Origin of the sequence: Fischerella sp. JS2, from assembly GCF_032393985.1 — a bacterium.
Lineage (GTDB): Bacteria > Cyanobacteriota > Cyanobacteriia > Cyanobacteriales > Nostocaceae > Fischerella.
Genome location: NZ_CP135918.1, coordinates 5,463,262 through 5,486,836 on the forward strand (window position 1 = coordinate 5,463,262; position 23,575 = coordinate 5,486,836).

The window sequence follows — 23,575 nt, forward strand, 5'->3', positions numbered from 1 at the left end:
AATAATTTGACATATATACTTTGGAATAAGTTACCTCTACATCCAAAGAAATAGGTATATATTATTTGTATTGAATGAATTATGAGTCAAAATAATTAAAATAGTACTAATAAACTTTTTATCTTATAAGTCATCCTTATTTATTTGGAAATCAGTCTAGGAGTTGTAACTGTTGATCAAGCCAGATTTTCGACTTATTTAAGAAGTCGGAAATCTTATTGTTCACGAAACATTTAAGAATGCTATAGTAGGTAATATCTAAAAATAGATTGCAATAACAACAATTTGAAAGCAAGCTTAAATATAATAATTTTGGTATAAATTGCCTAATGACTATACTAATTTCACTTGCATCCAATAAATAATCTAACTGTCATTGATGAGCGCACTCATCTACCAACTCAATGATAAAAATATCTCGCATTCTTCAACACAAAATTATTTATTGTAAAGTATTATTTCTCTAATTCACAACTCAATCATAAAACTATCTCGTAGGTGAAAATCAGCCTCTTTCCCTTGATGCGTCAACGCCCAATAACTAATTCCATCTCTGTGTTTGATAACAGTAGTAATTGCAACTTCAAGGGTTTGCTCTTGTGAGACGATACCACTCAAATCTATATTTAAAGCAAGCACTAAATTATCTGATTGATACTGGACACTAAACGGTAGGCTTGTAAAAGCTGTTTCCTCTTGCATACCTTGACGATACCCATTAAAACTATAAATATTCCAGTGTCCAGCCGGGGAAAGGTTGAATTCCCAATACTGTTGCGAGTTTTTGATGCCCAAAAAGAACTCAAAGCAAGTGTCTTCCCAAAGTTCATGCTGGCGCTGAGGTGGATCTGATAGTGGGGCGATCGCAATTTCTTCTAAGTCACCAGAAAGTGTGTAGCAGAGATTGATTTGATTACCATATCGCGCAATATGGCCTGTAATCTTTATATTAGGCAGTGACTTGTCAGTAGGGAAAGGTTGCAGGGAAAAATTTTGCTTATTCATTTCACGTCTCGAATAATTTTGCAAATATTTGCTTCCTGAGATTCGATACTCTCGGTTAACTTAAACTGGACAAGCGCCCTCGCCAAGTTGTGTTCTGGGTACTTGACTTTGAAATAGACATTCCCGGCTAGATAGTCAGCAAAGAATCGTAGTCCTAACTCAAAGGCGATGAGACGGATCGCGTCATATATATAGGTATAGTCATTTTCTGTAAGAAATTCCTTGGCGACACAGAGATATCCTTGGAGAATTCCCTGACATAGTTCTGTATCAAAATAAACGCTTTCCCATTCTTCTGTCTCTTCTCCAGCAGGATTACAGCCCGATCGCAAACAGTCGCCAATGTCGTAATGTACCAAACCAGGCTTAACAGTGTCGAGGTCTATGACACTTACGGCTTGGTTAGTCTTAGTGTCAAACATGACATTATTGATTTTGGGATCGCCGTGCATTAGACGCAAAGGCAGTTTGCCTGTAGCTTTGGCATCTTCCAGAACATGGGCAAAAGTTTGGCGCCCACTCACAAACTGTAAGCAATAATTGACTTCTGGGGATTGGCACGGGCTAGTTTTTGCTAAAACTTCGTTGTATTGCTGAAGGTAAAGTGGCGTAATATGAAAGCCTTCGAGGGTGTCAGCAAGTCTTTCTGGGGGCAAATCACTGATCAGATTGTGGAACATCCCCAAAGCATAGCCAATTTCTTTGGCTTGTTCCGTGCTTTGCATCGTGTCAAAAGATTGCGAGTCTGCAATAAAACTAATTGCCCGCCAAAACGAGCCTTCAGTATCTGTGCAATAGTCTTGACCATCCTTAGTCAACAGTACACGCGGCACTTCCCAGCGACGGTTTAAGGGGCTATGCTGTAACCTCATGCGAACATGTTCAGTGAAAGTACACATGTTCTGCATAATCAACTGTGGCTGGCGAAATACCTGTGTATTAATCCGTTGCAGGACAAAATGCTTTGCATCTGGAGAATCTACTGTAACTAGAAAAGTGTCATTGATATTACCACTGCCAAATGTTTGAACAGTTCTAACCTTTCCCTGAAGAGTGAATTGGTCAGCGATATTAACAAGATTGTCTGTGTCCTGTGTTTTGAGATACTTGCTCATATTCTTGCACAACTCCCCACATAATTGCACAAAGGCAATAGGGGATATATTAGCGCAAGTGTCACACCAGGTTTGTATAAATAAAGCTTTAATATCCTTAAGAATATTAAGAAGGCAGAAGTACGCTCGTCTGAAGGCAGTTATGTATCCCTATAAATAAATTTAAGGGATTTAGCAAGGACGTAGTCTTTCTTGCGCTTTGCGTCTCGAAATACATACTTTCTTATTTTTTCATAAATGAATTTAGGGGCTTGTGACCCTTATGGCATCAGGCACACCCTTGAATCTCTTTAGCTGCCTTCTGCCCTCTGCCCTCTGCCTTTCTTCGGTCAAGAACTTCTTACAATATGCTACTGATTTAAAAATGCATTTGGACATTAAAGACGGTAAAATTTGGATTCAACGCAACCAGACCGATAAGTTGCTTGCTGATGAATTAGTAGCAATGGGTGGGCCAAAGCAAAGATATTGTGTTGGGATTACAGCCTGTCTATGCAAGAGAATATACAGGGTATGGTGTGGCGTAGGGGTGACAAAATCTTGAATCACCAAGTGTAAATCATTAATTCAGTTAGTTGTCTAAGATTAAATAAGAGCGATCGCCCTCCGTCAGAAATCCGAGTTCAATCAACCGATGATATTCGTCAATTGTGAATCGCTTCGGTGTAACAACATTCATAACGACACCCATCAGATAAATCTGTTTTTACTCTAGCTTCTCAACACAGGCAAAACGGGAACATCCCAATTATTTGAAAACACAAAACCAAGTAACTCTGATTAACACTCTGCGCCCCTTTGCGTAAACCTCTGCGTTCCTTTGCGTTTAAAGAATACTCCTCGCTAAACTGACTGCGAACTCAACCCTTCAAACTGCTGCCAACAAAGATACATCGCACGTGGTACATGAAAACATCCCTTCCACTTGCCACCTTTAAGATTCAACAGCACTTCCCCACGGCGATTGAGATAACCAAACCACTCACCGAATTCTGGATCGGCAAAGTGCGACCAAGCATAATCATGTACTTTTTGATACCATTTTTCACATGCTTCCCGTCCTGTCAAACGATAACCCATTGCCAATGCAACCAACGATTCTAAATGCACCCACCACAGCTTTTGATCCCATTCCAGTTGTTGTGGTGGATGACCGTTTGCATCCATAAAATAGTACAAACCGCCATATTCTTTGTCCCAAGCAAAATTGAGAATATTTAATACCACATCAACAGCTTGATTAATAGTTTTAGTATCATTTTGGCGATGGGCAATGTCCATAATAAACCACATCGCTTCAATACCATGACCAGGGTTAATTAACCGTCCCTCAAAACAATCAATATGTGAACCATCAAGAGCAACACTTTCGTACATTAGCCCCTTTTCTTGGTCTAAAAAATCAGTCATCACTTCCTGAACAGTTGCAGATAAAACATTTTCCAGAATTTCACTTGATAGCAACCATTCCATTTCTAAAGTTAGGTTAGCCAAAATCATTGGCACAGCCAAAGATTTCATCGGGCGTGTGCCGGGATAGATTTTGGTATATTTGCCCTTTGGGTTATCCTTGCGCCGCAAAACGTTATTGTAAGCTTGCATTGCCACATCTTTTGCCCAATCTTCACCGCTAGCGAGGGCATATTGACTAAATGCCATTGCCGCAAAGCAATCAGAAAAGATATTGTAGGGCTGTACTAGTGGTTTACCTGCCCGAGTTAGTGCAAAGTACCAGTTACCATCAGCATCTCTGCCATGTTGGGCGAGAAAATTAGCACCGTTGCGAGCAATATTTAACCAATTTTCGCGTTTTTCTAGCTGATTGCAAAGCATCGAAAAAGTCCACACTTGGCGGTTTTGCAGCCAGATAAATTTGTCTGTATCGTAAACTTTACCCTCGCGATCCAGACAGGTAAAATAACCGCCGTACTCCCAGTCCAAAGAGTGTTTTTCCCAAAAAGGAAGTACATCGTCAAGGAGAGTGTTTTTGTAAAGTTCTGCTAGCGTGTTCAAGTCGTACCCCATATTTTTTCTGCTTGTGTGCCAAAACCAACAGTGACAATTATCGCCTTCCTATGGATGGGCTACAAGTTAGCGATCAACACTCAAGGATGAGTAGGGTAAACTTAGATCTTGCGATCGCAGATGGTCACTTAAGTCAGGACTTACGCAAAATCATGAAAAAACGAGAGTTTGAGAAAGTTCTTGCGTAAGTCCCATTAAGCAATAAAATCCCCTTCAGTGAGAAAATTAGGAGGCGTATACGCTAAACAAATGTAATTAACTATTTTAGTGAAGTCGCAAACATTACTATTAGCCATCACCACCGTTTTACTTTTCACCCACAGCCCTATAACCCAAGCGTTATCAATTCCTTCTGGCTTTCAACGGGTCGTGAAAGATACTGGCGTACAAGTATATAAGAAAGATTACACAAACGGAAAGTTAGAATATGTCACAATAGTTAATATTACTGAAGGAACTATAGAAAATTTAATTGGTGCAGTAGATAATACTTCTCAAGACAAGGTGAGCAAAAAGACGCTCAATCAGTTTTGGCAAGATGCTGTTAAGCAAAATACATCATCTCGAAAAGCGAGAGTTGTTGTCAATGGTGCGTTTTTTTCTACTCGCGAACAACCAACGGGAATTGCTTTTGGCTTGAAAGTGCGAGGAGATTTGATTACTTACGGCTATGCTATTGGTAAAGAATACCCTGGTCAAATTCGCACTTTTGCTGTAAACGCTTTATTGGCAAGTGCAAATATTCAGACGTATTTGCAACAGACGTTTGCGCGTTTCCCGGAAGTAGTCGGCGTATTAGATGTGAATGCAGATAAGTATCCTACAAGGTATTTACCACGAACTTTTGTCGGTGTTCGGGATGTTAATGGCGATCGCATTCAAGAAACAGTATTATTATATTCCAGCAATTACGCTCGACAAATCGATGCATCCAGAGTGTTGAAAGACTTTGGTGCTAGCGCCCAAGCGATGTTAGATGGTGGTGGTAGTACTGGAATCATTGTAGATGGCAAACCTTTGATTTCTACCAATCGTCCTATACCTCATGCGATCGCAGTATATTCTGGCAAGTAAGACCAGCCTATAAACGAGTTAAACGTAACATGAGATTGCCAGTTTGAAATATTTGATATTGGACTGGTACTATCTCAGCAACAATTCTCTGTGTTTTTAATTCCGTTAGTAGCTGTGAGACATATTCATGAGGTTGTCCTGTTAAATTACCAACCGGAAAGATTCTCACCTCTTTTTTACTTACGCGCAGCAACTCTATAATCGCTTGTCGGTGAAATTCATAATCAAACTTTTCCAGATTTGGGTTAATGAGTTTGCTGTAAATAAAAAGAAAGTTACCACTGAGAACTAAATCAAAACTTCGGTCACAAAATGGTAAGTTAGGCAGTGCTGCTTGGATGTATACATTTTCTTTTCTGCCTAATGAATAAGATTCAGCAAATATTTTTAATGCTTTAGTGGCATATTCTTTCATCTGTTCTAATGAAGAGTAAAATTGTTGACTCAAGTATTGAGAATACTGTGAACTTACTTCTATAGTTTTATCAATATCATTATTTCCATTATCAACCATTACTAGTAGTTCATCGGTATATGAAGGATCACAGCCGATAACATCTAACCCTTGCTGTCTAGCTTCCTCAACAAAAGAAGCTGGCCCTGCGGGACAGTCTAAAATTTTACATCCTTGCCAAGCAGACAATTCTATATCAAACATGCTTACGTATTCTTTAAGAGTACGTCCATAAAACAGCACGTTTGTTGGCTGACTAGATTTATTATTTTCAACTGTCATATGAGAATTTTTTGGTATTTATCGAGGGCTTAAACTTTGTTAAAATGCTTAACTCCCACTTTAAACTAGTTATTATCCCTTGAGAACGCGCACTACTGCCGAGAGATTTACTATGCAGCTACTGAAAACAACCGACCAAGATTTTTCTATCCAATTCCAAGCATTTGTCAACGAACGCAGGGAAGCAACGGTTGATGTCAGTGGCACTGTCAAAGAAATTATTGCTGATGTCAAAGCGCGTGGTGATGCAGCAGTTAAGGAATATACTACTCGTTTTGACCGCTACAGCCCTGAATCTTTTCGTCTGAGTGATACTTTTGTTACTCAACAAGCTGCCAAATGTCCCCAGGAAGTCAGGGCTGCGTTGGAAGTTGCTGCTGAGAGAATTACTGCTTTTCATCAAAAACAGCTACCCCAAAATATTGCCTACACCGATGAAGTGGGTGTGAAACTTGGCTTAAATTGGGTAGCTTTAACAACAGTTGGAATTTACGTACCTGGGGGAAGGGCAAGTTATCCCAGTTCTTTGCTAATGAATGCACTGCCCGCTAAAATCGCTGGTGTTGAGAGAATTGTCATGACAGTGCCAATGCCTGGCGGTGAAATTAATCCAGCAGTATTGGCAGCAGCTCAAGTAGCAGGTGTTACAGAAATCTATAGTATCGGTGGAGCGCAGGCAATAGCAGCTCTCGCCTATGGTACACAAAGCATTGCCCCTGTTGATAAAATTGTTGGGCCTGGCAATGCCTATGTTGCAGAAGCAAAACGTCAGGTATTCGGCAGAGTTGGCATTGACAGTATTGCTGGCCCATCTGAAATTTTGGTAGTAGCCGATGATCAGAATCATCCAGAATGGATTGCTTGGGATTTGCTATCACAAGCAGAACACGACCCCAGCGCTCAATCTATACTAATTACTGACTCAGAAATTTTTGCCCAAGCTGTGATCAAGGCCGTTGAACAAATTCTTAAAACCTTATCTACTCAAGCTGTAGCTAGTAAAAGTTGGGAAAATCATGGTGCGGTGATTATTGTCAGTGATTTAGCCGCAAGCATTGCTTTGCTGAATCAATTAGCACCAGAACATGTGGAATTATGCGTAGACGAACCACAACAGCTTGCCAAGCAAATTCGCTGTGCTGGTAGCATGTTTTTAGGTCGTCACACCCCAGAAGCAATTGGTGATTATGTCGGCGGTCCCAATCACGTCTTACCAACAGCACGTTCAGCCCGCTTTGCTTCCGGCTTAAGTGTCTACGATTTTGTGAAGCGGATTACTTCTTTGCAATGCGATGAACAAGCATTACAAACCATAGGCAAAGCAGCAATCAGCCTCGCCCAAGCCGAAGGTTTACCAGCTCATGCAGGTAGTGTGGCGGTAAGGTTAGAAATCAGTTAACAGTTAACAGTGAACAGTTAACTGTGAGTCATAGAATTTGATAACTGATAAGTGAACTACACCCCTCACACTCCTCATCTCCCCACCTCCCCCTCAAACAGCCAAAAAAGTTAAGTTATTTGTACTGCACTTGGGAATTAGGTGTAAACGTGGTGATGTATTAAGTATGAATCAAGCGATCGCTTATCAGTAATTACATTGCATCACCCTTAGGAGGTGGCTATGGAAGGTATTCTATTTACAATTTTGTTAGCAGTTTATTTAGTAACCGTGAAGAAGCAGCTAACACAAGACCAGTCTTCAGCAAATGAAGATACAAACGTGATTATTGCTGAAAAATAGTTACTTGACCACTTTGGGTCAAATAACTCTTCCAATAACTATGATTTTGCTGTGGGTAAAGCATTTGCGCGACAAACTTGTAGAAGCGAACATTAGCCGCATCACAAATGTTTTACCCTAGCTTCTATTTAAAGTGGCACAACCGTAGCATGAGCAACTTCACGTTTTCTTAGTACAGCATTGCATTTATTCGTAGCGAATTCTATGCAGAAAAACTCTGCGTCCCTCCGCGCTGACTTTGCGTCCCCACCGAAGCTTTGAGCCTCGCTATCGCGAGGATCTTACGCTAACGGAGGAAACCTTCGCACCCTTCGGGAAGCCGCGCAAAGCGCGTCTACAAACTTCTCTGTGCGTTTACAAACATTACAATTTTACGCTGTTACAGTAATAAATTGTGTAGAAGTTAGCCAAAGACTAGCAACAGCATACTTAACGAATACTGATTCTTGTTTAGCATTGCAAGAACTTTTCAATTCCACAGTTTTTGTTTCGTCTTTTACCAACCTAGCCTGATAATTATATTGTGAGCCATCAGGTTTTTCAAAACTCAACTCAGCCCGAATTGTCTTTTTATCTGCACTTTGCTCAATTATTCTGCCCGCTACTTTATAGTTAAACCAATCCCATCCATAACGTAACATCAATTCTCGTTCCATAACTTGAATTGAACTGGGCAAGATTCCCCAGCCCCGATAAGCTTTTTCCAAAGATTGAATATCGCCAGTACGAGTCACAATCGACTTAAATAAATCTTGATTGAGATTGCCGTAATATCTCCCGTCTGGAAAATCTATGCAAGTTGGTGCAAACCGATGTCCACCAAAATGGCTAGATTTCCAAATCCGTACATTATTTAACTTCAAATCAGCAACAATATTTGTAGCATGAAAGTGAAAAGGATTACCGTATCGAGAGCAGCACTTATCATGACTACCGTGGGTACATACGAGAATATCTCTTGTTGAATTTGTATCTAATTCATAACCTCCAGAGTTTCTACTCCATAAATATTTTTTAATTACTACTGCTGCTTGCTGGATATTTTCTAATCTGTACTCTCTTTTAGAGAAACCATAAGACAGCCCTTCTTGTTGTTGATAAATCAAAAGGGTTGTACTGTCTGATTTATGGGATAAATTATTAGCAATTAATAAAAATTTAATTGGCAGTTTTGCACGTTGGACTTCCTCTACCAAAGTCCGTAAATTGTTTGGAACCCAGCGAGAATGAAAGGCTTCTGCTGCCCAAGGAGTTGGACACTCAATTAATACATAAGTTTGGTGATTGCCAACACTACCAATAATATCTTCTCCTGCGGTACGGGAATTATCGGAACAAAAGAAAGTGTTCATCGAAGCGTAATGATGGGTGTACTTAGGGAACAAATCATATTACTAAAAGAGATAGTATTTTTAGTTACAATCTCTCTGTAAAAACTGCTTGCTAATTTGATGAATCAAAAAATCATGTGCTAATTAGCAAACAAGAGAAAACAGGAATAATTGCTATCTTCCAGCCCAATCCTGGTAGCAACTTTATAACATTAATTCTTGCTAAGGTTTGTGCTGTAAATATTGTTTTCATAAAAGACATCAACATTGTTTGAAAAAATCCTCCTTTGTTGCAAACAGAGATTGTAAAATTTCTCGGTGTTGAAAAGCAGACTTTATTAACTTTGTTTTGGCAATAAAAGTAGCCAAATTTATATTTATTGACTGTATGTAATGAATGCTGTCATCAAGGGTTACTTGATGTTTGTACTTTCATCTCATCAATATTCCAAATATTATGAGTACGTTGATTCACTTGCTCAGTAAATACAATTACTGATTTCCCTGGGAAGTTATTGCTTAAGAAAATTTCCCCAATCCCTGATTTAAATATATATTCTAATTTTTCCATCTTGCAAATGATTCTCAACAAAATTATAAAAAAATAAAAGTCATAAAGAAATAGAGCCAAAGTTAATGTTTTTAACTTGAACTCATATATTTTAAGGCTACTAAAAATATTAACAATTACTTATTGATTAAAACACAGTCATAAGAAGTATTTCTACTCAATACTCTAGTCTGATTCAATCAATATGTGACGCTTCTCCACCTCCTGTTAAAAAATAAATTTACAGTTACATAATGAGTATCCGCCTCGAATCTAACTTATGTTTATCTTAGTTGCAAGTATTTTTTAATACATGTGGCTTTATCTATGTTTGAGATAGTGCTAAAGCCTTGTTAAATCAAGATTAACATAGGTTTAAAGTTAGAAGAGGCTAATATCATTTATGCTTGCATATCCTAGTCTAAAAGATAAAAGTTATCAATACATAAGCAAACAAGTGAGCATAAAGAAAAATCAACTGTTTATTAGTATTATTTCCGATAAATTGGGTTAATTACCATGAAAATGAGATATTTTGGCAATGAAGATGATTTAGTCCTTATGGCGATCGCCTGTTTTTGTCCATAGAAGTTACTATGGTGTACATAGAAAAATTAAATGATTTGTTGCTATGGCTAGGGCAACCTTCCAATTTTACGCAGAATTGAATGATTTTCTGCCACCTGACAAAAGACAGGTGAGAATAGAGCATTTTTTTGGAGAAAGAGCATCCATCAAGGACATGATAGAAGCTTTGGGTGTTCCCCATCCTGAAGTTGATTGTATTGAAGTGAATGGAGAATCGGTTGATTTTTCTTACATTGTTCAAGATGGAGATAAGATCAATGTCTATCCTGTTTCCACGGTAGCACAAACACCTATTTTGAGCCGGGTACGGCCGAAGCCGCTAAATATTATCCGCTTTGTGTTGGATATTCATCTTGGCAAATTAGCATCATCTTTGCGACTATTAGGCTTTGATACGTTATATCAAAATGATTATGATGACCCTGAATTAGCAGAAATCTCTAGCACTCAAAACCGTATTCTGTTAACACGCGACAAGGGTCTTTTGATGCGGGGTGCAGTTACTTATGGTTATTATGTCAGGAATACTGACCCACAACAACAAATTGTTGAAGTATTACGACGTTTTAATTTGTTTGAATTAGCATCACCTTTTAAACGATGTCTGCGTTGTAATGGCGTCTTACAATCTGTGGATAAGCAGGCTGTTATTGATCAGTTACCAGATACTGTAGTGTTATACACTGATGAATTTCATCGCTGTCAGAACTGCGCTCAAATATATTGGAAAGGCTCACATTATGAGCGATTACAAAGATTTATTGATGGTGTACTTGACGTTAGTGGTTAGTGGTTGGTGGTTGGTAGCTAGTGGTTAAAATTACCTTTATTAACAACTAACTACTAACTACTAATGTACAGACGCGAGGAACATCGCGTCTCTACCTACTAACAACTAACAACTAACTACTAACAAAAAATTGTGAGTTTAATTTTAGCACTTGATTTTGGTGGCACTAAGCTAGCAGCAGCGATCGCACATGCTGGTTCTCAAGAGTGGTTGGGTTACGAACGCTCTTTGTCGCCAGCCGCTGGTAATGCTAGCACTGATTTGGAGATTATGCGATCGCTCATTCATTCTCTGTTGTTAGGAGAAAAACCAGCGGCAATAGGTGTCAGTTTTGGCGGGCCTGTCGATGCCAATACGGGTACAGTCAGGCTATCACATCACGTCCCTGGTTGGGAAAATATACCTTTGCGGCAATTGTTGGCGGAGGAATATGGTGTAGTTGTTGGTGTTGACAACGATGCGAATGTGGCGGCGTTGGGTGAATACAGATATGGTGCGGGGGTTGGGTACGATAGTTTGTTTTACATTACTGTTAGCACTGGCGTCGGTGGTGGTTGGATATTCAATGGTAAGCCTTGGCGGGGTGCGGATGGTATGGCTGGGGAAATTGGACACATGGTAGTAGATCCAGCTGGGCCAGTATGTTTGTGTGGAAAGCAGGGATGTGTGGAAAGGTTGGCGTCGGGGCCGTATATGGCGTTGGATGTGAGGGAGGTTTTATTAAACGAACCGCAAAGAACACAAAGAGGGGAGATATTGAGGGATTTAGTGGAGGGGAATTTGGAGTTAATTACTGGGAAGGTTGTGAGTGAAGCGGCGGCCCAAGGTGATAAGTTAGCACAGGAAATTTTACACCGTTCGGCTTGGGCGTTGGGTGTGGGTATTGGCAATGTGGCAAATTTGATTAATCCGCAGCGATTTGTTTTGGGTGGAAGTGTGACAAAGGCAGGGGAAGGATATTGGCAGGTGATTCGTCAAGTGGCGCAACAGACGGCTTTACCAGAGATTAATTTTGAGGTTGTCCCAGCAGGGTTGGGTGACGACGCACCATTATGGGGTGCAGTGGCACTTGCTCTAGAAGCGGCTTCCAGGCATTATGGCGAGAAGTAGATGAGTAGTAGGTAGTAGTGCATAGTAATAATAAAATCAGTAAGAGTCGTTTAATACAGGAGCTATGCACCAGCTAGTTCGTAAAACATTGTCGTTCTCTAAAATGCTGGACAAGCATATTGGTGCAATTTGGTATTTTGTCCATCATTACAATGCTAATCTTAAGATGCTAAATCATTACAATGCACTACTACCTAAAATTGATTGGCGTTTTGCAGCTTCAGATGCCAGAGTTAAGTTTCAACGATTTTATCCTGATTTAAACCTGTCATAATTTTATTGGCAGACTACTAGGATTATGCTACGTCGTTTTGTATCCTAAATATTTACTTTATAAAAAGTCTCCTATCAAATTAGCTTTAACTTATCAATAGCTAATTTATATTATTAAAATTAACTTCTAGAAGTTAATCATTAAAGTAAAACTAAAACATCCATCGTAAGATAGATAATTTCGATATTCCTATTTATCAGGCTAAAAATAAAGTTCTCAATCATAAATTAGCTAATATTTCTATCAAAAATATAATTTTTACTAATATAAAAGTCTCTAGTGTAAAGTAGCAAATGCTCATACAATAAGCTGTTAGTTGCTGCTGGTAGCAATTAAGTTTTCATCGACTGAAATTTGAGAGTTATTAGGTTAGGTAAAGCGAAAAGTTAAAACTTTTGTTTTAGATTTTCGATTTACTCTACCAAATAAACTTGGCGAACTATTTAGGTATCAAGGAATAATGTTAAAACGTCGTACAATACTAGCTGGTTTAACTGTGCTTAGCTTCACGTTGGCCGTCAGTACAAAGGTCTATGGACAATCCACTAGCGGCCCAGATGCTTGGGAGACTGTCTACAATGATGCAGTTGCCGGGGCTACAACGACAATTACAGTTCCGATTTTAAGTCCCTTATTATCATTTATCCTGCAAATATTCTTCAACTTGGCAGGTTTTTGGGGGGGTTAATTCTTTGTCTGATACCTAATACAGAGAAAGACTGTAAGTAGAGGCTTTTGCAGTGTAATTTTTGGATGATTTTTCAGCTTGCGATCACCTCAATACATCTTTGATCCATTAACGCAGATTATCCCATAGCCAAATATTCTATCACCCATGAGGAGTTTTCTTTCCATGTTCAAACCTCGCACAATTTTTAGTGTCTTAACTGCAATTATCCTAGCGTCTGTCATCAGTACACAGATATATATACAACCCGCAATAGCTGCTGGAGGAACGTGTAATCCAACTGTGGGAAACCTACCTATATGTCCAAGTACAGCACCTTCAGAGTCAGCTAGTTTCGTTGACCCCGCTGCCACAATCACCAATCCCACAAATATTACCTTGGGCGAAAAAGTCTACATCGCCCCATTTGCCAAATTAGACGCTACTAATGCCCCTATTAGTATCGCGGCAGATTCTAACGTCCAAGACCAAGTGAGAATTATCGCTTCGGGAACGGGAGTGGAGATTGGACCGCGAGTGATTATGGCACACATGGCCACCATCAAAGGTGCAGCCAAAATCGGTACTCAAGGCTCAAGCGGGCCTTTTACCGACCCGATTACCAATACTCAGTTCAACAACGATATTCCAGAGGCATTTCTTGCTTTCAACTGTGAAATTGACGGTGCAACTATAGAAAGAAACACGGTAGTCAACTTTCTCTCGCGGGTTGGCCCTGGTGTTACCTTACCTGCTGGTAAAGTTGTCCTGCCAGGTAAAAACGTCACAACTAACTTAGAAGCTACTAGTGGCAGTTTGGGGAAGGTAGCAAACTTGACACAAGCGGACGTTAGATTGATGGAAGGCATCATTGAAGTCAATGAGGCATTTGCCAAAGGTTACACAGAATTGGCCAGAACAGACTTGTCAAACGTAAAAGGGATAAATTACGCTCCAGTCACATCTTTTAACTCCGGAGGTCTACCGCAGATAGGTGGAATTGCCACTCGTGATCCAAACTATCGTAACCGCATTATCGGCAACATCACTTTTCAAGATTCTTTAGCAACGCTCAAAAACAAACTAGCTAATAGAATTTCACTGCGTGCTGACGAGGGTGAACCTTTTAATGTTGGACAAATTGCTGGGATGGCAAATGATGTTGTATTTCACGCTTTAGAGACCACTAGTTTGACTCTTGGTAATGGCATTGGTTATGGGCCTCGCGCTCTAGTTCATGGTGGTAGGCAGGTTGTCAATGGTGTTGCTAATGGCCCTGAAACCAGCATCGGTAATGCTGTTGGGTTAGGTCCAAACTCCGTTATATTCCGCGCCAGCATCGGTAACAACTCAGCAGTTGGGCAAAGAAGTGCTGTCTTCAATTCTACAGTAGCTCCCAGAACTTATATCCGTTCTCGAACGATCTATGCAGACAACGGCAGCATTATCTTACCTGTGGAGTGGTAAACAACAGACTTTTGCATCATTATGAATCGGAAAATATTGTCGGTACAATTAAAATGCCTACGATTGATTGTGCTGTTCACTTTGATATTTGGACTAATATTAAGTGTTGATAGTGGTTCATCTTTAGCTGCTGACATCACCTCTAATCAGCCTCAAGTTGTACAACCTCCCGTCACCGGCCTTGTTTCTACATTGTCCGATGAAGTCGAGGAACTACCAACACAGTTAATTCGCTGGTCAACTTACTGGCAACTTTGCTGGGAACCCTATCCCGAAGCTAAAGAGTACGAACTACAAACGGTGCTGATGGAGGGGAAATCTCCAAAGTTGAAACGGCAAAGTGATCGCTGCTTTCGTTTACAAGTTGCATCTAATGAAAACCAAAAATCACAAGGATTACTCAACCGTGATTTAATCTTGTTAATACACAAGATTCAGCTTGGTTATCGAGTGCGTGCTGTTTTAGATAGTAACCGTGTCAGTGAATGGTCTCAAGTAATGGCAGTTGGTGCAACCACTGTGTCTGAAACAAATGGCACTCAGATCAGTGTAAATCCCTGATATTTCTGGCGTAAGGGGTAGTGTGAAGGTACCTGCGACCGGGGGCAAACTGTGGAAGCTAACTTAACCTCACCATTGTGCAAATTTTCTTGTGCTTGAATCACCTCCGTTTTGGATTGCTGCACTTGGTGTTCTGTTGCATTAGGTTGGGCGACGAGCGCATCGTAAGCGGCTTTTGCTGCATCAAGCTCAGACTGAGAATAAGCTCCTTGCTGTACGAGGAACTTTCTATTTACGCCACTACCCAGATTTCTTTGCAGCGCAGCCGCTCTCTTAAAGCTTGGAGAACACTAATCCCTCTTTTATTACTACGGGGAGAGTATAATCAGTAAGGAAATCGGAAACAGTAATTGAAGGAGATGGTTTCGAGTAGTATTGGTAGTAAACTCAATTTTTTTTCACTCAAACCATGTCTTTACCATTAACCTACCTAACTATTGATGAATACCTCCAATTAGAACAATATAGTGAGGTTCGCCATGAGTATCTTGGTGGTCAAATCTTTGCTATGTCTGGCGGTAGCAAGGAACATAATACAATTACACTAAATATTGCCAGCAGACTACGTTCACATTTGCGAGGTGGTTCCTGTAGTGTGTTTATGGCTGATATGAAAGTCAGGATAGAATTAGCAAATCAAAATAACAATATATTTTATTATCCTGATGTGGTTGTTTCTTGCGATTCCCAAGATCAAGACCGCTATTTTTTAAATTATCCTTGCCTCATTATAGAGGTGCTATCACCAAGTACAGAAGTCACGGACAAGCGAGAAAAACTTGTTAATTACCAAGAATTAGAAAGTTTACGGGAATATGTATTAGTTTCCCAAGATGACATGAAAGTAGAAGTTTATCGTCAAGTTTCTCAAGGCAATTGGTTACTGGAAATTTTAGGCAAAGAGAATGAATTAAGTTTAGATTCTGTTGGCTTAAGCTTGACAATGGCAGATATTTACGAAGATGTTTTAAGTATTTAGGGTGGAAATTTATGCAATCAGCTTTACATATCACAACCAAAGTTTTACCAGGAAACAAAATAGAAATTGAAATCCCAGAAGCTCAAATTAGCATCTTGAACGCTGGAGATCGGGCGTTACACAAATTTAGAGGATGTCTATATTCTAATTCAGCAACGCCCAATTATTAGTTATTTAACTTGCAGCCGCAACTGGCTTTTTGCGGTTAGGACGTTTGCGATCTGATTTTTTCTTGAGTCCAACGGCTTGGGCTTGGTCGCTGTCTGAGCCATATTGCCCGCGTATGACTTCTTTCATGGCTAATACAGCATTGTGAAATTCCCATTATGCTAATCTAGCAGCATCAGCCGCCGCACGGTATAAAGTTAGTCTCTCTGTTTCGGCTTGTTGCTTTGCCAACATAACCTGATAAGCTTGCTGTAAGCTGTCAACAGAGGCATCAGCACGGGTTGTATTGTAGGTGCTGATGGTTTGTAAGCCGTGCAATGAGTCAATATCTTTACTGATAATTTGAGGGCGCAAACGGTTTGTTGTATTTTGGATAGGCATTGTTGCATACGTACTAAGGTACAATTTTAATGTTCCCTTTGCAACAATAAATCTAACAGTAAGGTGAAATTTTTAGAGAAAGTGGGTTAAGATTATAGACCGACGTATTAACATAACACAGCGACGTATTAACATAACACAGCGACGTATTAACATAACACAGCGACGTATTGGCATTACACGGTAATGCAAATACAAAACTGCAAGACGACACTAATTGATTAGTAGTGCGATCGCAAAACATCTCCATAAGAAGAATTAGCGATCGCATCCCTGAGCAAAGCTTTTTGGTCATGCGTAACATCACAAGACAATGCCGAAATCCTCAACAATTATTTCTTAAGGTAGATAGGTTTATAAATTCACCTCCTCAGAATTAAGATATATAGCAGACGCTATACCAAATAGCTTCATCTATTGAGTTCTCATGGTTAAAAAAACAGTTGCGTTTGGGCAACCAGAAGTTAGCCATCTGATTCGTAAATTACGGCAGTTAACTGGATTAAGCCAAGAGCAGTTTGCACAAACACTAGGAGTTGCTTTTAGTACGATTAATCGATGGGAAAACGGTCACATGCAGCCCTCACCTCTGGCACTCAAGCAAATTAAAGCAATGCTCAACGACTTAAGCCGTTCACCTGTTGTTGAGCTTGTTGAGCAAAGCCAAATTTTGTTAGAACAATATTTTTCAGAAGCAGAGTCAAGCGTTCGATAAGTGAGGTCAAAGGTGCGATTTCTAACCATCCTTGTGCTATAGAAAATATGGAAACAGTTCCATTATCAGAGAGTGAGGCAAGATTTCGGTTGGTGCTAGAAGCATCGCCCGACGGATTCATCATTTTGACTAGCGTCCGAGATGCAGCAGGGGAAATCGCTGACTTCCAAATCGAATACACTAATTCAGTCGCTGCTAGAGGTGTGAACCGTACACCAGAGGAGTTACTCGGTCAGTACCTACTGCGCCTGTTTCCCGATTGTAAAACTAGTGGTATTTTTGCTCGCTACGTGAGTGTCGCCGAAACTGGTGTCTCGGCAACATTTGAGACGTTTTACGACAGTAAAGAACTGACAGGCTGGTTTCGTAACGTCGTTGTGAAGTTAAACGACGGGATAGCGGTTTCCTTTAGCGATATTACTGACCGCAAACAAGCAGAATTAGCACTACAACAACAACAGCAGCATTTTAGGATTGCTTTGCAAACCGCAAAGCTTGGTTCCTGGGAACATGATCTGACAACGGGAGTTCTCACTTGTTCAGATCAATGCAAGGCGAACTTTGGCTTACCGCCTGATGCAGAATTTACGCATGAAACCTTATTTGCAGCCTTGCACCCCGATGATCGCCCGCTTGTGGAGGCTGCGATCGCACGTTCTATAGAAGAACGAACGGACTATGAGGTGGAGGAGCGTTGTTATCATCCTGATGGCAGTCTTCACTGGTTGATTGTCCGAGGTCAACTGGTGTATGACTCTCAAGGCACACTGATACGTATGGTTGGTGTAACCCTTGACATCACAGAGCGCAAGCAATTTGAACAATCCCTGCAAGCAGCCAATCAACGCATTTCTCATATTCTGGAAAGTATCACCGATGCCTTCATCGCCTTTGACCGCGACTGGCGCTACACCTACGTCAATCAGGAAGCTGCTAGGATGCTAGGGCGATCGCCTCAGGAACTCCTTGGTCAAAGTTGGCAAGAGGTGTTCCCCGAAGTTACCCAACAAAATTCTGTCATTGCTCAGCAGTTTGAGCAAGCAATGGCAGAGCAAACAACTGTCAGGTTTGAGGCGTTTTCGCTTCCCCTGAATCGCTGGCTCGATGTTTCGCTATTTCCTTCAACAGACGGATTAGCGATGTATTTTCGAGACATTAGCGATCGCAAGCGCACAGAAGCTGCATTGCAAGAAAGTCAACAACTGTTCCAAAGTTTTATGAACTATAGCCCAGTTGCAGCATTTATTAAGGATGAATCTGGGCGATATGTTTATGCTAATTCCTGGGTAGAGCAGGTATACGGGCGATCACAATCGGATTTACTTGGTAAAACGGATTTTGAGTTACTACCACCAGCAATTGCCCAGCAGTGTTCCACAAATGATCTGAGCGTGTTAACCAGTGGACAGCCGATGCAAATACTGGAAAACATTCAGCATCAAGATGGGGAACATATTTATATGTCCTTTAAGTTCCCCTTTCGTAATGCAGCTGGGCAAAAACTTCTGGCTGGCGTGGCGATCGATGTCAGCGAAAAAGTCCGGGCTGAAGAGGAACTACGACAACGAGAAGCCGAACTGCGACTGATCACAAACGCTGTCCCGGTGCTGATTTCCTTTATTGATGCTCAACAGCGTTACCGCTTCAATAACCAAAAATATGAAGAATGGTTTGGAAAACCTGCCTCCCAGGTGTATGGCAAGCATATGTGGGAAGTGCTAGGCGACGCGGCGTATGCAAAGATTCGTCCTTACATTGAACAGGTATTGGCAGGGCAAGAAGTTACCTTTGAGAGCAAAATTCCTTACAAAGATGGAGGCGCACGCTTTATCAGTGCTACTTACGTTCCTCGCATTGATCAGCAGGGAAACGTTGCAGGCTTTGTAGGATTAGTCAGCGACATCACCCAGCGCCAGCAAGCCGAAGAAACCATACATCAAAATGAAGAACGATTGAGGATTGCCCAAAAAGCTGCTAATGCCGGCGTGTGGAACTGGGATATTATCACCAACCAAGTTACCTGGTCAGAAGAATACTACGGCCTGTATGGGCTTGATAGAGGAACTACTCAACCCTCCTATGAAAATTGGCTTTTATCAATTGTTGAACAAGACCGCGATCGCGTCGATCAGGTAGTCCGCAATGCTTTAGCACACCGCACCGACCTCAATGTTGAATTCCGCATTTTCCACCCAAATCGGGGCGAGCGCTGGCTGAGTGCGATCGGGCAAACATTTTACGATGATCGCAACGGACAGCCCCAGCACATGACGGGGATGGCGCTGGATATTACAGAGCGCAAACATGTTGAACTTGCTTTAGCCAAGAGCAACCAGACTTTAGAGGCGATAATTCAAGCTTGTCCCCTAGCGATTATGGGATTGCAAGCAGATGGCACGGTGAAAATTTGGAATCCGGCCGCAGAGCGAATTTTTGGCTGGAGCCAGCAAGAAGTACTGGGACAGTTTTTGCCTATAATTCCCAACGACAAACGCAATGAATTTCTCAACAATATTGCTGCTACTATGCAAGGACAGGTTTTAGCAGGAGTGGAAACACAACGGCTCAAAAAAGGCAATTTATCTATTGATGTGGCACTCTGGTCAGCCCCGGTAGATGAAGCGCAAGCTGGGATTAGTTGTTTGTCAATTGTCGCTGACATCAGTGATCGCAAACAAGCCCAAGCAGCGTTGCAGCAAAGTGAAGCATTTAATCGGCAAATTTTGGCAAGTACTGAGGATTGTATTAAGGTATTGGATCTGGAAGGTTCGCTTTTGTACATGAATCCGGGTGGTCAGAAATTGTTAGGAGCTAATGACATCGCCTCACTGATCGGTCACTCATGGGTCAAGTTTTGGCAAAAAGCTGACCAAAGAGCAGCCCAAGAAGCACTCAACACAGCTAAAGCAGGTGGAGTGGGAACTTTTCAAGGCTATTGTCCCACCTTAAACGGTGAGCCGAAGTACTGGGATGTGCAAATAACTCCAATTAGAGGTGCAGATGGACAAGTCGAACGGTTGTTGTGTATTTCTCGTGATATCACTGAGCGTAAACGCTCAGAAGCAGCTTTGCGTCAGAGTGAAGAACGTTATCGATATTTAGCAGAATCGATTCCCCAATTAGTCTGGACAGCTAATACAGAGGGTGTGTTGATTGATATCAACCAACGCTGGTCTAACTTCACGGGGTTGACACTGGCACAAGCACAAACGGTCGGCTGGCCAGCCGTTGTTCATCCTGATGATGTACCCATACTCAGCCAAAAATGGGCGATCGCCCAACAAGATGGCAGCTACTATCAAGCACAAGGGCGAATACGCCGAGCCGATGGGGTGTATCGCTGGCATTTACATCAAGCAGTACCATTAAAGAATGAGCAAGGCCAGGTGATTAAATGGTTTGGTACAGCAACCGATATTGAAGACCAAAAACAACTGGAACAGCAGCGCATTCAACTGCTGCAACAAGAGCAAGCTGCCCGAGAAAAAGCTGAAGCTGCAAATCGCATTAAAGATGAATTTTTAGCAGTATTATCCCATGAGTTGCGATCGCCCCTCAACCCAATTCTGGGTTGGGCAAAGCTGTTGCAAACTCGCCCATTTGATCAATCAAGTGCAAAACGAGCATTAGAAACAATCGAGCGCAATGCCAAATTGCAAACTCAACTGATTGACGACTTACTTGATATCTCACGTATCTTGCGCGGCAAAATGGTGCTGAATATATGCCTAGTGAATTTGGTGGAAGTCATTGATGCAGCTTTAGAAACTGTGCGTCTATCAGCCGAGACCAAAGGCATTAAAATCCAGAAGGTTGTAGCAGGTGATATTGGGCCGATCTTAGGTGATTCTGGTCGCCTACAACAGATTCTATGGAATTTACTCTCCAATGCGGTTAAGTTTACAGCATCTGGAGGAAAAATCGAAATTCGGCTGCAACAAGTTGGCACTGATGCTCAAATTCAAGTTAAAGATACAGGCAAAGGAATCAATCGAGAGTTTCTTCCACACGTATTTGAGTATTTCCGACAAGAGGATAGCAAAACGACCCGAAAATTTGGTGGTTTGGGATTAGGACTAGCGATTGTCCGGTATTTTACTGAACTGCATGGTGGAACTGTGAAGGCAGAAAGTCCCGGAGAAGGATTAGGCGCAACATTTACAGTTTCTCTGCCAATATCAAAAAATGAGAACCAAGGAAAAACATATGCGCCCGTGTCTGCAAACAGTGTGGTTGATGCTTCCCCCCTCGCTAATGTGCGAATCTTAGTCGTGGATGATGAAGCCGATATGCGAGAGCTAATTTTCACCATTCTCCAACAAACAGGAGCACAGGTGAGAGTAACAGCATCCGCAGTTGAAGCATTGCAAGCATTGCATATATTCAAGCCAGATGTTTTAATCAGTGATATTGGGATGCCAGAGATGGACGGTTATCAACTCATGCGTCAAGTCAGGAGTTTACCTTCGCAAAACAGAGGACGAATTCCGGCACTTGCCCTGACTGCTTACGCTGGAGAGATTAACCAACAACAGGCATTAGCAGCAGGATTCCACAAACACATTGCAAAACCAGTCTCTCCAGAGGAGTTGGTAGAGGCAATTGTCAGTTTGGTGAAGTGGTAATTAGTAGCATTGGAACAGCAAACTGGGATCAGCAGTATTATATGAATACTCCTAAGATGCATACAGCAAGGGTAATGGTATGCTGACATGGTGATTGTTAGCTTGACTCTTGCAGCACTTTTAAAGCCCATTTGTAAAGCGATCGCACCAGCAGTTGATCTAAGTTTGGTGCAGTGCTAACTTGTTTAAGCAGTTCTATCATCAAATCATTGACAACTGCTGGATTTTCTGATGCTTTTACCGAGAATAAACCACCTTTATTCCAAAGAGAACAAATTTCGCTCAATGTCACAGGTTCACTCGAATGAATTACTTGATTGCGTTTTCTCCGAATGCGATCTAACAATCTAGACCATCTATTATCTTGATTAAAATTCCGAGATATACACCAAGCTTGAATTAAATCAAACAGTGCTGGTTCATACTCTGCTCGATGTGCCTGATGTGGTGGTATGGTCAAAAATCCCTTATTTAACCAATTGTTTTCTTGAAATTGAATATATAGTAGGCGCTCTAAAATATGTGCAAATTGAATAAATGCTGTAGTGTAATTTTGACGATAAAGCGGTAGTTCAATCAACAAAGTAGACTCCCAAACTTTACTCGTATCGTCTAATTTAATTTGGTTTAATTGGTCTTGCCAAGCTTGAATTTGTTCGCTATTTACTGCTTTAGCAACATTATTATAACGCAGCCAATCACTAATATTTTTGATAAATTTATCTGTTTCCCAGTTGGTATAGCTTAATAAAATTCCAGCTAATTTATATATAATCTTATGACGACTTTGATGCACTTTTAACCAAATTTGGGCTTCTGAAAAATCACCTCTTTCCCAAGCAGAAACTACCCGCAAACGTTCTAGCGACCAAAAATACTCCCCCATCGGAATGAGTTTAAAGGTTTGGGAATGAGCAGCAGTTCTAACACCATTTGGCATTCTGGGGAAGAACTCTTCTGGTTCATCGGGATTGGCATTAAAAACTTGACATTGACGTACCAAAGCTGCGGCACAAATTTCTACACTGGATGCTACAGCAGGCGCACAGCCTTTATTTTGTATCCATAATACAAATTCTTCATCTCCAGAAGGAGAGAAATAATTTAAAGCTTCTTTTAAGACTAAAATTTCTAGTTCTTGACGAATAGCATTACTATCAATTGCGTTAATCTCTGGTGCGTGAACATCTACTCTCACATCCGGAAAAATACTTTTTATTTTTCCTGCCATTAATTGTGCTAACCAAAGAGTATCTAATCGGCGAAAAGTCCAAGAAACATTTTCTGGTTGGTCAGTTCCCCATAAAATGATATGTTTTAAACCCAGTTTAATACCCGTCTCAATAATTTTTTGGTCTAAAAGTAGTTCAACTTGACTAAAGTCACCACCGAGCCATTCTATACAGTATTCGTAATAGCGTTTACCTAAATCTCTAGCACTCCAAGGAGAATTTAGATCATTTTCTTGGTGAAAACTACGTTCAATTCCTAATTCTTGATAAAGTTCTTTGACGTGGCATGGATAGCCAATATTACCATCAGCACCAAAAGAACGAATTACTCCATCTTGACAACGCCAACCAACTTGGCGAGTACCAACAGTAATAATTAATGTATCTACGCGATTAGTTTCAGTTGATATAGTTGTCATAAAGGAAAAATTTGGGCGTAGT

Annotated in this window: 17 protein-coding genes and 4 pseudogenes; 12 read left to right on the forward strand and 9 right to left on the reverse strand. The window is 40.9% G+C overall.

What is annotated here, in order from left to right; genetic code table 11:
- Nucleotides 1-468: 468 nt before the first annotated feature.
- Together RS893_RS23215 and RS893_RS23220 are read right to left on the reverse strand one after the other, a co-directional pair.
- Nucleotides 469-1,005: a DOMON-like domain-containing protein gene (locus tag RS893_RS23215; protein ID WP_315788047.1), complete on the reverse strand. Its 537-nt coding sequence runs from the start codon at nt 1,003-1,005 to the stop codon at nt 469-471.
- The gene (locus RS893_RS23220) at nt 1,002-2,120 is read right to left on the reverse strand and encodes an aminoglycoside phosphotransferase family protein (protein ID WP_315788048.1); all 1,119 of its coding nucleotides are present in this window, start codon (nt 2,118-2,120) and stop codon (nt 1,002-1,004) included. The genes RS893_RS23215 and RS893_RS23220 overlap by 4 nt, the downstream gene beginning before the upstream one ends.
- A 364-nt stretch (nt 2,121-2,484) precedes the next feature.
- On the opposite strand from RS893_RS23220, the pseudogene RS893_RS23225 reads away from it, so the two are divergent.
- Nucleotides 2,485-2,647 (forward strand): annotated as a pseudogene (locus RS893_RS23225) (element excision factor XisI family protein); the annotation flags it as partial.
- Nucleotides 2,648-2,703: 56 nt separating this feature from the next.
- Here RS893_RS23225 and RS893_RS23230 read toward each other — a convergent pair.
- Nucleotides 2,704-2,799 (reverse strand): annotated as a pseudogene (locus tag RS893_RS23230) (Uma2 family endonuclease); the annotation flags it as partial.
- 164 nt (nt 2,800-2,963) lie between these two features.
- Nucleotides 2,964-4,145 (reverse strand): AGE family epimerase/isomerase, encoded by a 1,182-nt coding sequence (locus RS893_RS23235; protein WP_315788049.1) that lies wholly within the window; start codon nt 4,143-4,145, stop codon nt 2,964-2,966.
- 267 nt (nt 4,146-4,412) lie between these two features.
- Here RS893_RS23235 and RS893_RS23240 point away from each other — a divergent pair, with 267 nt between their 5' ends.
- Complete coding sequence (locus tag RS893_RS23240; RefSeq protein WP_315788050.1) at nt 4,413-5,219, forward strand: phosphodiester glycosidase family protein; 807 nt, start codon at nt 4,413-4,415, stop codon at nt 5,217-5,219.
- Between the two features lie 7 nt (nt 5,220-5,226).
- Here RS893_RS23240 and RS893_RS23245 read toward each other — a convergent pair whose 3' ends face one another.
- The gene (locus tag RS893_RS23245; protein WP_315788051.1) at nt 5,227-5,955 is read right to left on the reverse strand and encodes a class I SAM-dependent methyltransferase; all 729 of its coding nucleotides are present in this window, start codon (nt 5,953-5,955) and stop codon (nt 5,227-5,229) included.
- Between the two features lie 112 nt (nt 5,956-6,067).
- Between RS893_RS23245 and hisD the strand changes: the two genes are divergently transcribed.
- Nucleotides 6,068-7,354: a histidinol dehydrogenase gene (gene hisD, locus RS893_RS23250; RefSeq protein WP_315788052.1), complete on the forward strand. Its 1,287-nt coding sequence runs from the start codon at nt 6,068-6,070 to the stop codon at nt 7,352-7,354.
- A gap of 713 nt (nt 7,355-8,067) precedes the next feature.
- Here the strand turns inward: hisD and RS893_RS23255 are convergent.
- Nucleotides 8,068-9,048 carry a sucrase ferredoxin gene (locus RS893_RS23255; RefSeq protein ID WP_315788053.1) on the reverse strand — a complete coding sequence of 327 codons (981 nt, stop codon included), beginning with the start codon at nt 9,046-9,048 and terminating at the stop codon, nt 8,068-8,070.
- A 385-nt stretch (nt 9,049-9,433) separates the two neighbouring features.
- A complete protein-coding gene (locus RS893_RS23260; protein ID WP_315788054.1) occupies nt 9,434-9,598 on the reverse strand; it encodes a hypothetical protein in 165 nt (54 codons plus the stop codon).
- Between the two features lie 610 nt (nt 9,599-10,208).
- Between RS893_RS23260 and RS893_RS23265 the strand changes: the two genes are divergently transcribed.
- The 7 genes and pseudogenes from RS893_RS23265 to RS893_RS23295 all read left to right on the forward strand — a co-directional run bounded on the left by RS893_RS23265 (nt 10,209) and on the right by RS893_RS23295 (nt 16,013).
- Nucleotides 10,209-10,955 (forward strand): Mut7-C RNAse domain-containing protein, encoded by a 747-nt coding sequence (locus tag RS893_RS23265; protein ID WP_315788055.1) that lies wholly within the window; start codon nt 10,209-10,211, stop codon nt 10,953-10,955.
- A 132-nt stretch (nt 10,956-11,087) separates the two neighbouring features.
- On the forward strand, nt 11,088-12,065 hold the full coding sequence (locus RS893_RS23270) for an ROK family protein (RefSeq protein ID WP_315788056.1): 978 nt from the start codon (nt 11,088-11,090) through the stop codon (nt 12,063-12,065).
- Between the two features lie 70 nt (nt 12,066-12,135).
- Nucleotides 12,136-12,228: pseudogene (locus tag RS893_RS23275) on the forward strand (IS1 family transposase); the annotation flags it as partial.
- Between the two features lie 571 nt (nt 12,229-12,799).
- Nucleotides 12,800-13,027 carry a hypothetical protein gene (locus RS893_RS23280; protein WP_315788057.1) on the forward strand — a complete coding sequence of 76 codons (228 nt, stop codon included), beginning with the start codon at nt 12,800-12,802 and terminating at the stop codon, nt 13,025-13,027.
- Nucleotides 13,028-13,192: 165 nt separating this feature from the next.
- Nucleotides 13,193-14,473: an acetyltransferase gene (locus RS893_RS23285; protein WP_315788058.1), complete on the forward strand. Its 1,281-nt coding sequence runs from the start codon at nt 13,193-13,195 to the stop codon at nt 14,471-14,473.
- 21 nt (nt 14,474-14,494) lie between these two features.
- Nucleotides 14,495-15,034, forward strand: a complete 540-nt coding sequence (locus RS893_RS23290) for a hypothetical protein (RefSeq protein ID WP_315788059.1) — start codon at nt 14,495-14,497, stop codon at nt 15,032-15,034.
- A 409-nt stretch (nt 15,035-15,443) separates the two neighbouring features.
- A complete protein-coding gene (locus RS893_RS23295; protein ID WP_315788060.1) occupies nt 15,444-16,013 on the forward strand; it encodes a Uma2 family endonuclease in 570 nt (189 codons plus the stop codon).
- 174 nt (nt 16,014-16,187) lie between these two features.
- On the opposite strand, the pseudogene RS893_RS23300 reads toward RS893_RS23295, so the two are convergent.
- A pseudogene (locus tag RS893_RS23300) lies at nt 16,188-16,562 on the reverse strand (hypothetical protein).
- A 427-nt stretch (nt 16,563-16,989) separates the two neighbouring features.
- Here RS893_RS23300 and RS893_RS23305 point away from each other — a divergent pair.
- Complete coding sequence (locus RS893_RS23305) at nt 16,990-17,277, forward strand: helix-turn-helix transcriptional regulator (RefSeq protein WP_315788061.1); 288 nt, start codon at nt 16,990-16,992, stop codon at nt 17,275-17,277.
- Nucleotides 17,278-17,324: 47 nt separating this feature from the next.
- Complete coding sequence (locus RS893_RS23310) at nt 17,325-21,902, forward strand: PAS domain S-box protein (RefSeq protein ID WP_315788062.1); 4,578 nt, start codon at nt 17,325-17,327, stop codon at nt 21,900-21,902.
- Nucleotides 21,903-21,999: 97 nt separating this feature from the next.
- Here the strand turns inward: RS893_RS23310 and RS893_RS23315 are convergent, their stop codons facing one another.
- Complete coding sequence (locus RS893_RS23315; protein ID WP_315788063.1) at nt 22,000-23,553, reverse strand: hypothetical protein; 1,554 nt, start codon at nt 23,551-23,553, stop codon at nt 22,000-22,002.
- Nucleotides 23,554-23,575: the final 22 nt, after the last annotated feature.

Coding starts and splice junctions, on each gene's coding strand:
- RS893_RS23215 (WP_315788047.1), bottom strand. CDS start 1,005: ATGAATAAGCAAAATTTTTCCCTGCAACCTTTCCCTACTGACAAGTCA.
- RS893_RS23220 (WP_315788048.1), bottom strand. CDS start 2,120: ATGAGCAAGTATCTCAAAACACAGGACACAGACAATCTTGTTAATATC.
- RS893_RS23235 (WP_315788049.1), bottom strand. CDS start 4,145: ATGGGGTACGACTTGAACACGCTAGCAGAACTTTACAAAAACACTCTC.
- RS893_RS23245 (WP_315788051.1), bottom strand. CDS start 5,955: ATGACAGTTGAAAATAATAAATCTAGTCAGCCAACAAACGTGCTGTTT.
- hisD (WP_315788052.1), top strand. CDS start 6,068: ATGCAGCTACTGAAAACAACCGACCAAGATTTTTCTATCCAATTCCAA.
- RS893_RS23255 (WP_315788053.1), bottom strand. CDS start 9,048: ATGAACACTTTCTTTTGTTCCGATAATTCCCGTACCGCAGGAGAAGAT.
- RS893_RS23260 (WP_315788054.1), bottom strand. CDS start 9,598: ATGGAAAAATTAGAATATATATTTAAATCAGGGATTGGGGAAATTTTC.
- RS893_RS23265 (WP_315788055.1), top strand. CDS start 10,209: ATGGCTAGGGCAACCTTCCAATTTTACGCAGAATTGAATGATTTTCTG.
- RS893_RS23280 (WP_315788057.1), top strand. CDS start 12,800: ATGTTAAAACGTCGTACAATACTAGCTGGTTTAACTGTGCTTAGCTTC.
- RS893_RS23285 (WP_315788058.1), top strand. CDS start 13,193: ATGTTCAAACCTCGCACAATTTTTAGTGTCTTAACTGCAATTATCCTA.
- RS893_RS23290 (WP_315788059.1), top strand. CDS start 14,495: ATGAATCGGAAAATATTGTCGGTACAATTAAAATGCCTACGATTGATT.
- RS893_RS23295 (WP_315788060.1), top strand. CDS start 15,444: ATGTCTTTACCATTAACCTACCTAACTATTGATGAATACCTCCAATTA.
- RS893_RS23305 (WP_315788061.1), top strand. CDS start 16,990: ATGGTTAAAAAAACAGTTGCGTTTGGGCAACCAGAAGTTAGCCATCTG.
- RS893_RS23310 (WP_315788062.1), top strand. CDS start 17,325: ATGGAAACAGTTCCATTATCAGAGAGTGAGGCAAGATTTCGGTTGGTG.
- RS893_RS23315 (WP_315788063.1), bottom strand. CDS start 23,553: ATGACAACTATATCAACTGAAACTAATCGCGTAGATACATTAATTATT.